Origin of the sequence: Acinetobacter defluvii, assembly GCF_001704615.3 — a bacterium.
Classification (GTDB): Bacteria; Pseudomonadota; Gammaproteobacteria; order Pseudomonadales; family Moraxellaceae; genus Acinetobacter; species Acinetobacter defluvii.
The window spans coordinates 796,751-807,422 of sequence record NZ_CP029397.2 but is presented as its reverse complement, the minus strand read 5'-3'; the positions used below and the strand labels follow the sequence as shown (position 1 = coordinate 807,422).

Sequence of the window (10,672 nt, the reverse complement as noted above, 5' to 3'; positions counted from 1 at the left end):
AATGCTTGTTACACTAAATCCTGTTCTATAAATTGGCTGAATAGCCACTAATTTTATAGACACCTTTGAGTTAGATTGGTGACAATTTTTTTGGTCACCAATCAATCCGTTAATAATAAAATAATTGAGCTAAAAAATATTATTGGTTAATTATTACTCGTAGCTTTACACCACTAATTTCATCTATATATGCAGCCGTAGCACCAATCACAGTCAATTGATCATCAGAAATCTTCTTTTTGGAAATTGCAGGTTGAACAATAGCAATACCTAGCTGAAAGTCAGCATACCTTGCAATTTTTGCTAAGTTGATTAAGTCCTCGAACTTTCCTTTATCGATTCTAGAAGCTTTACCTTGGCTCAAACGATCTCGTTCTCTTTCCATTAAACGCAAAATTAATCTTTCTTTATCTGCAAACCACTTAACACTTTTTTCTGCTTGCCCTACAACTTGGTATACATCATCAATTCTCGCACCTGGTTTAGCTACTCCATCTTTTTTAGAACAATATTTACAATGGAATAAGTCTATGATTAGTTTATTATCATCAATATTCTTTATTGCGACGATATCAGCAATTTCACCTGCGCCATCATCATCAAAAATAAAATCATAGTCATTCATAACTTTGTTAATCGTAGAATATTGAATTGAATGCTTTAGCTTACTTTCTGTTTGTGATTCAACGGATATATCAACACCCTGCCAGTCCCAGTCTTCCGTATTATTAATGTCATATTTGTAAGCATAATTATCATTAGGGTAATATCTAAAACCACCATCGATTATTGAAGTATCTCTCAAAAAGAGCGTCGGAGGATTTTCCTCAAAGAACTCAGCAATTGAATATAATTGTTCGCCTATTTTGATCTCCAGACTATCTTCTGAATGGAAGACTACTTCTCCACGACTTTTAATCCTCATGGAAATTTTACTAAGTCCATATTGTGTTCTTAAACAGAACTTAAGCTCTTTCAGATCTAAATTCTGCTCATCACTAAAAATTAGGTCACAATTTATTAATGATTCTTGCCATTTAGTCGTTTTAACAATTATTTTCGATTCATTTTTTCTAAGAATTTCTATTGGCCATTCAACAGCAAGTACCTGAACATTTGGAAACTCTTCCAACTCCTCAGTTTGCATGGCTGTTTTCATAACATCATTTGTATTAATAGTATCGTCTAGTATTTTAGTACCCACTCCTTTGCACCATGCTACCCACTGGTCTAAAGAATCACTATCCATTGCCCAAATTTTACCTTTATATGAACAGCCAATACTTACAAGCTGACCATTTTCATACCCTTTACCAAAAATATTCGATTTAGTTGCTCTATTTGCCTCTATGTCGGGAATTTGATCATTAATTTCTGTTCCCGTATGCATGGAATAACGTAGCCCCTTCTTATTTTTATTAAGACCAACATTTTGAAGCTTTAATCTTTTTAAATGAGCCAATGCTCTAAATATATATTCTCCTTTGATCTGAATAGCATCTTCCGCGATTAGTTGCATTAATCTCTTGACTAATCCATCTTTCGAAGAGGAATGGATAAAAAGTAAATCTGTATCCTTGTCATAGAAAGCAATATATAAATCCCATGATTCATCAAAAAGCTCCTTAGAACTTGTCCAGCCTACGGGTAGATAAGACTTAACAGAAAAAATCAATGTATCCTGTTCGTCATTAATTACTGAATCTACGATCTGAAACTGTTTATTCCCAAACTCACTAAACCGCTCTGGCTTCCATTTAGCAAACTTCATCTTATAAATAGTAGTACTTATACTCGGAGTTAATCCCAAATCTAATAATTTACTAGGTTCAGAAAATTCCTCTCGAAATGCTTGATACTCTTTTTCATTTTTAATTTTTCTAGAGCTAATACTGCTAATTACTGTATTCCAGTCTGAATCTTCTTTATAAAGTTCTTCCAAACTTTCATTGACATTAGGATTGGCAATATTTGCAATAAACTTGGCATCACCAACATTCTTAGTCGTTCTTGTAAATCTACCCGTAAATTGGAGCATTACATTGATACTTTTATGGGGGTCATGAATGGCTGAAATTTTCAACTGAGGAAGATCGAATCCCTCTCCAAGCATATTTACACATACGATGATCTTATGTTCTCTATTTCTAATTGCTTTAAGAACTTCTGCTTTCTTCTTAGTTTTACTATCTATTAATACAGGTTTAAGATCTGTTTCTTTCGAATATATACTGAAGATATCTTTAGCTCGCTTCATAGATGAAGCTCTAGCCATAACTATGTGATCTAACCCATTTTCTAAATCTTCTCTTAATAACAATATAGCTTGCTTAGCTATCGCCTCATCCGATTTTTCTTCAACAAATTCTCGTACAGGATGAAAAATGATAGGTTTGAAATATCCTTCCTCTTGTGCCCGTTTTAAAGGGTAATTGAATATTATTTTTCCTTCTACCCTTGAACCATCACTTCGGAATGGAGTGGCTGTAAATTGAAAGACTGATTTATCTCTAAATTGTGATTTAATCCTTGCCCAAGTAGAAGCCGTTACATGATGAGCCTCGTCAACTATTAAATGTGTACATTCACTAGTAAGCTTATCAAAAAATTCTTTTGAAAATTTTGATAATGAAGCCGCAGATGCTATTAAAACATTAGCATTTAATATTTTGGATAATTCTTCCGTATTAGTAATCCCATGTTTGATAGTTGAAACTACTGGATTAAGAATATCATTCGTAACTAGACCTAACTCTCTTAATAAACCAAGTTCAACAAACTTAGTTTTTGTCTGCTCTCGTAGGGCATCTGATGGAACAATAACAAGAGTTTTTTTAAACTTACCAGCTACTACAATTGATAGAATCGTTTCAGTTTTACCTGTGCCCGTTGGCATAACAATTGTCGCTGCATTTTTCTCATCAGATTTTTCATAGCCCAGAGCTGCAAATATTCCACCTAATTGTGGTGGTCTAAGTCCAATAACTCCTAAAGCTTGATTTTCTTCAATAAAAATCAAATTAGACTTCAACCATGATTTAAAAACTGAATCGGGTGAGTGCTCATGATCATTGAATGACAGCTTAGTTATCGTACTTTTCCCTACTTTAAACTCTTCTAATTGCCCCATATAAACCCACTTTATAAAAAATTATATTTCGTATTTCTTTAACACATTTAATGTTTTTAGACAAGAAATCGGGGGGTAAACCATCATATAAATATTATATTTAATTGGGATGATTTTTTTATAAGTCTATATTTTTCATAAAAAAATTAAGAATTAACTACAACATATAGGTATTTGAAGAAATACACTATAAATCAGCCAAACGTTCGAATGCTTTTTTATGGCGAATTAGAAGCAATTTCGTTTCATACTCAACAATTTTCTCTCCCTCTTTACCAGTTAAATCAAGCTTTTTAGAAGCCTTTATTTTCGGACGAGAAACTATTTTAACGCCATATTTTTTAACTGAATTTTCCATATAAATCTCATAGATACTAACTATATAGTCGCTTATTCTAAAAACTCATAATAAATTAAACTTTCCTCTAAAAAAATCATAAATAAAAATATGAGCCTGTATACAACCAATATAGTTCAAAAGATTAACAATAAATATTCTCATCAGACTATTATCAGAAAAATTATTCTAATTTCTAACTATAAAATCGTATATCTTGAATTAGACAAGCAATATTCGAATATCAACCTCTAAAACTTTCGCTATTTCATATAGTTTTAAAACCGTTATATTTACTTCTCCTCTTTCTATACGCCCCAGATAGCTTCTATCAAATTCGCATAACAATGCTAACTTTTCTTGTGAAAGGTTTTTCTCTTTCCTTGCTTTGCGTATATTTTGACCTAATATTATCGATAATTCTGTCATTTGAATCAATTGCTCAAAAAACAGAACTATCACTATTTGAGGATTAAACATCCACGGACTATAATCCTCTTTTAGAAATTAAAAGTATGTCTTCATGAATGAGTTCAATCATCCACTAAAGGAGGATTTTCTAAAAATTGTAGAAAATGATCCACTTTTGTTTGCATTTAAACCAAAACGAATTTGGCAAGAAATCAATCCAAATTCTGATTCAATTCAGCAACAAACGTACTCTTTAATCAAAGAGTTAGTTAATTATGAATATCTAATTATTTATTATGAAGATAATGAAAAACTCTACTCAGAAACAGAAAAATTGGCTAAATTTAGACAATATCACTGCGAGAAAAAAGCAAAAGAAACATTAGAAAAACGATTAGAAGAACTACAATTAGAAATCATAATAAAAAACAATAAAATCAAAGATATAGAGATAATTAAGAAAAAGGTCAATTCCATTGATTTTTGTTTCAATAATTATATTTCATTAATTAAAAAAAATATTAATAAACTTAATAATGAGAAAGAAATAATAATAGATATTATTAAAAACCTACAACACTGCACTTATTGAAAAACAAAATAAACAATCACAAAACATTAAATAATAATAAATATAAAATATCAATAATTAAAAAATAAACATTAATTAATCCATTAATTTTTTTATAATAAATAAAAAAAACACTTGATAAAATCAAAAAAAGAACATAAGTTTATATAAATTTTTCTTATTATTATCACTATGACAAAGACAAGATATCAGATAAAAAAAGAGTTTGAGCAGTCAGAAATGAGTGTTTCTGATTGGAGCTTAAAACATAATTTTTCAAGAGATTTAGTATATAGAATCCTAAATACCAATCGTTTACCTCAGCGTGGCGAAAGTCGACGAATTGCTGTTGCTCTTGGATTAATTCTAGAGGAGAAAGAAAAATGACTTAAAAAATAAAGCGGACTCATAGAATCCGCTCTACCCGTTTGCAATCAAGAGAAAGCTAACTATTGGCGTTTTTAGTATCTCTTGATTGCAAGGTTCCGTCAAGCCTTGAGCAATAAAATCAAAATTGCTCAGCGTTTTATCTCATCCTAAAAAATGTGAGAACAGCAATGCAATCAAGCTATTTAGAACAAAAATTAGAGCATCTGAATCAAAACCTACATGAAAAATTTGAAGATGCTTTTCGAAAACAAACACATGTATCATCAAAGTTCATTGGTGAACGTAGAATAAAATCACGTATTGGTAGCCGTGTTTCACTCTTTCCAAGCACAAAAAATGAAGGCCTCATCTGTCTTGAAAGCAATTTAGAACTTGCTCATGCAATAAGTTTAGAGCGTGATGAAAATATACTTCAGTATCGAACACAAGCAGTTCAAATCTTTATTAGTGATCAACATTTTATTATTCCAGATTTCATTATCAAAAAATCAAATGGATTTGAAGTTCATGAAATAAAACCAAATTTAAAAACAATTTCGGAAAGAATTTTTTCAAGATTTAAAATTGCAGAGGAAATTTTAAAAAATCATTGTATTAAATTCAAGACCTTTGATCGCCATAATCTTCTTTCAAAACAAGATTATCTATTTTTAAATATCAGCTATCAACGCGCAAACCATAAAATATTAAATAAATCTGATTTAGATAAAGCAGAAATCATTATTAATAATGCAAAATTTAAAATAAAAGAAGACCTATACCTTTTGATGCAATCAAATAATTTAAACCCAATGATTGCTGATTACTTTATTTTTTATAAAAAAATTTTAGGAGTTTAATTATGAAAAATAAACTTAGTATAAATATTGGTGACCGCATCACATATAACGATGAATTTTATGAAATATGTTATATAGAACAAGATGTCATCCGATACTCAAATTTCATTAATGGAAACATGTATTTCATAACCAAAGATGATTTAATTCAAAAGATTTTAAATGGAGATGTAAAGTTCACTAATTTAAGTATTCCACAATTTCACAAAAACAAAGCTCTGACACTTGAAGAAATTTTTAAGTATCTTAACTACGTTTTTTCAAAACAAATCCCATGTTCAAATAGGAAATTGAAACTTGCAATTAAAAATATAATTAAAGAAAATCCTGATCTTAGAGAAATATCTGCAAGTACACTTGCAAAATATATAAAAATATATCGTGACAAATCAGATTCATTCCACGGGTTTTATCAAGAAAAGGGGGGAAATAAAAGTCTTAGATTTTCGATCGAAGTTGAGAAAATTATTAATGAAGTAATTTTCAGTTTTATTAAGGAAAGAGAAAGTTTCAGTCCAAATGATGCCTATGTAATTATTAAAGAACGAATTAGGTCACTCAATACAAATTCAAAAATACCGTCAGAACGAACTATATATCGACGTTTTAAAAGAATTGATCCCTATATTGTGGTTAAAAATAAAAATGGATCAAAAGAAGCAAATAGAAAATTTAAGGCATCGGGTCAGAGTTTAATCTCTTATGGACTACTTGCAATAGTTGAAATCGATACACATGAGATTGATTGCATTATCATAGATCAAAACGGAAACGTACTTGGTAGACCACAGCTTTGCATTGCTATAGATGTTTATACACGAGCAATCGTTGGATGGCACTTATGCATGTTACCTCCATCAGCAACAAAAACATTACTTACGCTTAAAAATATGTTAATGAGACCCTATATTGGAAAAACTGGAGGCCTTCCAACGGTAATAATCCCAGACAATGGTTGCGAATTTAACAATAATGCCTTAGCTAATTTTTGTAATAATTTCAATATTACAAAATCTGAATCACAACCATATTTGCCAAATAACAAAGCGCATGTTGAAAGTTTCTTTAAATCACTTAATGAAAGTATTATTCATAAACTCAGAGGTACTACGTATTCATCACCATTGCATCGTGGTGATTATGACTCTATAGGAAATGCTTGTTATACACTTGATACATTGAGAGATTTAGTGAATGAATGGATTGAAAATATTTATCATAAAAGAGTGCATTCTGGCACCCAACAGCGACCAGAAAAAATGTGGGATGATGCTTCAAAAATACTACCTCCACTAACTATTCCAAAATTAGAAGTTGAAAGAAAATGTAGAACTGTTTTTCGATATAAAATAAGTAAAGATCAAATAAATCTAAAAGGACTAAGATATAAATCTCATGCCCTCGCAACATTAAATTCTCATTTCAAAGAGAAAGTTACCGTTTATGTCGACCAGCTAGATTTAAGCACTATCTATGTTCAAGATCCTTTCAATAAAAGCAATCTAATTCAAGCCGACTCCATTTATCCTAACGCAACTAAAGATTTGACTTTAGCCGAATGGCTTGAAGCCAAAGAAATAATACGTGAAAAGTATAAATCTGATCCTAATGAGATCAAAAATGAAGAGACTTTATATCTAGCACGCTTAAACTTCTTATTAAAAATACAAACACTTAATAAAAAGAATAAACGTTTTAGACAAGTTAAAAATGATTTACCACTAATGATTAAACAGCAGGAAGATCGTTTAAAGCTAACAAGTCTAAATGATGAAAAAGTTGATGTACGTTCATCCAATATTCATATAGACGATGTCCCTCACCTTGCATATGACAATTTACATTCAGATTTAACTGATTTTTTTTACGAAGAGATTAATTTCGATGAATAATAATACAAATATTGAAGTTCTCTCTAAGTTAAGAAACTTCATTTGTCACCATTCTGATTTTTCAAATGCTTTGACCTGTATTGATGAATGTATGCAGATGAGTTACCTGAATAATCGTCCTATCGGCTCATTATTGCTTGGTGAAGGAGGTGTTGGTAAATCAACGATATGTAAGCTTATTAGAAGTAGATATAAAACATATAAATCTATTGAAGATAATATGGAGAAGTTAATTGTTCCCGCTTTTTATTTTCCAGTCCCATCTCCAATCACGATCAAGAGCCTAGCAATCAGAATGCTAGAAGAGCTTGGATGTACTGACCACAAAGGTACTAGTGAGCAATTAAATTATCGATTACGCATTCTTTTAAAAGAATGCAAAACACAACTGATTATGCTTGATGAGTTTCATCACATTTACAGCTCAAGCGCTCAAAAAAATAAGACTTCAGAAAATGTTGCGAATTGGATCAAGACATTAGCGGATGAAACGAAAATATCTATATGTTTAGTCGGATTACCGAATATTCAACACAATCTGTTCATTGATAGCCAATTAGCACGAAGGTTCTCATGTGTTGTAAAACTCAACCCTCTGACTTTAGATGTACATGCAGAAAATTCGACACTAATACCTTTTTTAAAGCAAATTTCTATATATATGTTAAAGAATTTTGACATTAGATTTGATCCAGAAATTAGCTCAAAAGATCTATCCACGCGAATATTTTTAGCGACTAGTGGCTTTCAAGCTTATGTTATGCAGCTTGTACACCAGAGTTGCTTAAATGCGATGAACAATAACCGCCTAGTTGTTTCAATGAGCGACTTTCATGAAGCCTATGCTTCAAAAAGTATCTTATATAAACCAATGACTCAAAAAAATATTTTTCAACTCAATCCTTCTCAAATTACTGAAATTCTAATTTAAATCATGAAAAAACTGACTCTTTCTCATACGCCAATTCCATTTGATGATGAATTTTTAGCAAGCTTTCTACTTAGAGCATCATACTCAAACGGTTATCAATCGCCAAAACAAATGCTAAATAGTGTTCGCATTCCAGTTTATAAATTATCATATGATTCTATATTTACTGACGAAAATAAATTCAAACAAATCATAGAGCGTCTAGATCTTTCATATGATTTATTAGAATTAGTCATAAAAAAAGTTCCTCCAACGTCTCAATATTTCTTTTGGAATGAAAATCAAATAATTCAACCTAAACTGCTTACCATTGGATTGAATAAGTTCTGTCCAATTTGCTTAGATAAAAATGGATATTGGAAAAAAAATTGGTTATTAACCCCTCTCTTAATTTGTCCAGATCATCAAGTTAATTTAATAAGCAACTGTCCAGAATGCCTCAATCCATTGCAAACAAATCGAAGATCATTATTTGAATGTTCAAATTGCAATTTTGATATTCGAAAAAGCCAGATAGAACTATCTAATCCTGACAAAATTAATACTAACAGCTGGTTCATAGAAAAACTAAATTCAGATGAAGAAAATTTTGTTGAAATATTTTTTGATATATGGATAGCATTAATTGAATATTTTTCCAATTTAGAAATTACAGCAAACTATTCTTATATTTTAAAATTATGTCACGAGTATTTTCACAATGAAAAAAGATTTGCATCTATATTTATCAAAGATAATCGAGAATAATTTAAATTATGCTCATCCTCAAATTCAAATACTACCATTTTCAAGAAATAAAACTAGATTTAGAAATATTGTAAATGATGTGCAATCCTACTTTAGAGATTATAAAAAAAAATCATCCCTACCCATCAGTAAAAAATTCAACAAAAATGATGTTATTCATGTACTTGGGATAACTTTCGTATCATTCAATAAAAGATTGAAAGCTGGAATTTTATATCATGAGCAATTTATCAATAGCGATAAAACTAATTTCACTATAGAAATTCTTGAGGACTGGCTTATTTATGAAAAACAAAATATCAATGGCAACTACAAATATAACCGTCCACCAGCATTAGAAGATGAATCCAGTCACTATTATACCATTACTGAAATCATGAAAATACTTGACATTAATATTGCTAATACACGTTTATTTCTTAAAATGCCAACCATTCCAGCAACCAAAAAATATATCAATCGCTCTATGCAACTATGTCTTGAGAAGGAATTCGTTATTAAATTCAATAAAAATTATATTTTTTTAAGTTCTCTTGCTAGGACTTTAGATGTTTCAGTATTTACTTTAAGAGATAAACTTTCAAGTTTAAATATCAACCCAATTGATAGTGATAAAACTTATCCTGCTTACTATAATAGAAGTTCAGTTAACCATTTAACTAAAGATATAATTGAAAAAATAACAACATATAAAAACAATCGCAGGCGTAATAAAAAAAATACTACATTTCAGGATAGAAAAAATAATTTTATGAGTCTAAATGAAGCAGCTGAGCTTTTGAGCATTTCATCGTTACAAGTAGCCCAACTAATTCAACATAATTGGATTCAAGTCGAAGATCTAGATGCACGGCCTTACCGCATTCCTAGAAGCAGTGTTAATAAACTACTACAACAAAAGAATGATCCTTCATATATTGAAATAGATGAAGTGCTTAGAACTCTAAATTGTACTTTCAATCAGCTACAAAAAAATTGGATTATGACTGGTTTCTTAACAATAAAATCTATTGGTTATTGCCGATTATTCACTAAGAAACAATTCAATCATGTGTTAGAGATTAAAAAGGAATTTTTTACAGCTTCGGAAGCTAATAAATATCTAGGCATGCATCGAACGCACATTACGAATTTAGTAACGCGTGGATTAATCAAACCATATTTTTATGGCAATCATCATTACTCCATCAGGTTATTTAAAAAAAAGGATGTAGAAAATTTACTTCATTCAGGTTATGGAAATCAACATAGTGAGAAAAATCTTAACTTATGTGACACAGATTCTTAGAAAATCTTAACTTATGTGTCAAAAGTAGCTCAGACCATGTGTCACAAAAAATTAAAAGCTATTGATTTAATTAAAAAAACCAATCTCACATTATCTGTCATTTACTGTAAGTAATTAGAGGAGGGTTTTAACCCTC

At 30.2% G+C, this 10,672-nt stretch carries 10 protein-coding genes; 7 read left to right on the top strand and 3 right to left on the bottom strand.

The window, feature by feature from the left end; all coding sequences use genetic code 11:
- Positions 1-139 precede the first annotated feature (139 nt).
- The 3 genes from DJ533_RS06245 to DJ533_RS06235 form a co-directional block, all read right to left on the bottom strand.
- A complete protein-coding gene (locus tag DJ533_RS06245) occupies positions 140-3,130 on the bottom strand; it encodes a DEAD/DEAH box helicase (protein WP_065993695.1) in 2,991 nt (996 codons plus the stop codon).
- A 187-nt stretch (positions 3,131-3,317) separates the two neighbouring features.
- On the bottom strand, positions 3,318-3,488 hold the full coding sequence (locus DJ533_RS06240; protein ID WP_065993696.1) for an acetyltransferase: 171 nt from the start codon (positions 3,486-3,488) through the stop codon (positions 3,318-3,320).
- A 201-nt stretch (positions 3,489-3,689) separates the two neighbouring features.
- Complete coding sequence (locus tag DJ533_RS06235; protein ID WP_065993721.1) at positions 3,690-3,896, bottom strand: helix-turn-helix domain-containing protein; 207 nt, start codon at positions 3,894-3,896, stop codon at positions 3,690-3,692.
- Positions 3,897-3,990: 94 nt separating this feature from the next.
- Between DJ533_RS06235 and DJ533_RS06230 the strand changes: the two genes are divergently transcribed.
- The 7 genes from DJ533_RS06230 (at position 3,991) to DJ533_RS06205 (ending at position 10,536) form a co-directional block, all read left to right on the top strand.
- A complete protein-coding gene (locus DJ533_RS06230) occupies positions 3,991-4,470 on the top strand; it encodes a hypothetical protein (RefSeq protein WP_065993697.1) in 480 nt (159 codons plus the stop codon).
- A 171-nt stretch (positions 4,471-4,641) separates the two neighbouring features.
- A complete protein-coding gene (locus DJ533_RS06225; RefSeq protein WP_065993698.1) occupies positions 4,642-4,836 on the top strand; it encodes a helix-turn-helix domain-containing protein in 195 nt (64 codons plus the stop codon).
- A 170-nt stretch (positions 4,837-5,006) separates the two neighbouring features.
- A complete protein-coding gene (locus DJ533_RS06220; RefSeq protein WP_065993699.1) occupies positions 5,007-5,678 on the top strand; it encodes a TnsA endonuclease N-terminal domain-containing protein in 672 nt (223 codons plus the stop codon).
- Positions 5,679-5,680: 2 nt separating this feature from the next.
- Positions 5,681-7,570, top strand: coding sequence for a Mu transposase C-terminal domain-containing protein (locus DJ533_RS06215; RefSeq protein ID WP_065993700.1), 1,890 nt, complete (start codon positions 5,681-5,683; stop codon positions 7,568-7,570).
- Entirely contained in the window at positions 7,563-8,501 is a 939-nt protein-coding gene (locus DJ533_RS06210; RefSeq protein WP_065993701.1) for a TniB family NTP-binding protein, read from the top strand. The genes DJ533_RS06215 and DJ533_RS06210 overlap by 8 nt, the downstream gene beginning before the upstream one ends.
- Before the next feature lie 3 nt (positions 8,502-8,504).
- Complete coding sequence (locus DJ533_RS18875) at positions 8,505-9,248, top strand: TniQ family protein (RefSeq protein WP_228716520.1); 744 nt, start codon at positions 8,505-8,507, stop codon at positions 9,246-9,248.
- On the top strand, positions 9,202-10,536 hold the full coding sequence (locus DJ533_RS06205) for a MerR family transcriptional regulator (protein ID WP_228716519.1): 1,335 nt from the start codon (positions 9,202-9,204) through the stop codon (positions 10,534-10,536). The genes DJ533_RS18875 and DJ533_RS06205 overlap by 47 nt, the downstream gene beginning before the upstream one ends.
- The last annotated feature ends 136 nt before the right edge of the window (positions 10,537-10,672 follow it).

Excerpts from the sequence above, each read along its gene's own strand:
- DJ533_RS06245 (WP_065993695.1), bottom strand. The coding sequence starts at position 3,130 with ATGGGGCAATTAGAAGAGTTTAAAGTAGGGAAAAGTACGATAACTAAG.
- DJ533_RS06240 (WP_065993696.1), bottom strand. The coding sequence starts at position 3,488 with ATGGAAAATTCAGTTAAAAAATATGGCGTTAAAATAGTTTCTCGTCCG.
- DJ533_RS06235 (WP_065993721.1), bottom strand. The coding sequence starts at position 3,896 with ATGACAGAATTATCGATAATATTAGGTCAAAATATACGCAAAGCAAGG.
- DJ533_RS06230 (WP_065993697.1), top strand. The coding sequence starts at position 3,991 with ATGAATGAGTTCAATCATCCACTAAAGGAGGATTTTCTAAAAATTGTA.
- DJ533_RS06225 (WP_065993698.1), top strand. The coding sequence starts at position 4,642 with ATGACAAAGACAAGATATCAGATAAAAAAAGAGTTTGAGCAGTCAGAA.
- DJ533_RS06220 (WP_065993699.1), top strand. The coding sequence starts at position 5,007 with ATGCAATCAAGCTATTTAGAACAAAAATTAGAGCATCTGAATCAAAAC.
- DJ533_RS06215 (WP_065993700.1), top strand. The coding sequence starts at position 5,681 with ATGAAAAATAAACTTAGTATAAATATTGGTGACCGCATCACATATAAC.
- DJ533_RS06210 (WP_065993701.1), top strand. The coding sequence starts at position 7,563 with ATGAATAATAATACAAATATTGAAGTTCTCTCTAAGTTAAGAAACTTC.
- DJ533_RS18875 (WP_228716520.1), top strand. The coding sequence starts at position 8,505 with ATGAAAAAACTGACTCTTTCTCATACGCCAATTCCATTTGATGATGAA.
- DJ533_RS06205 (WP_228716519.1), top strand. The coding sequence starts at position 9,202 with ATGAAAAAAGATTTGCATCTATATTTATCAAAGATAATCGAGAATAAT.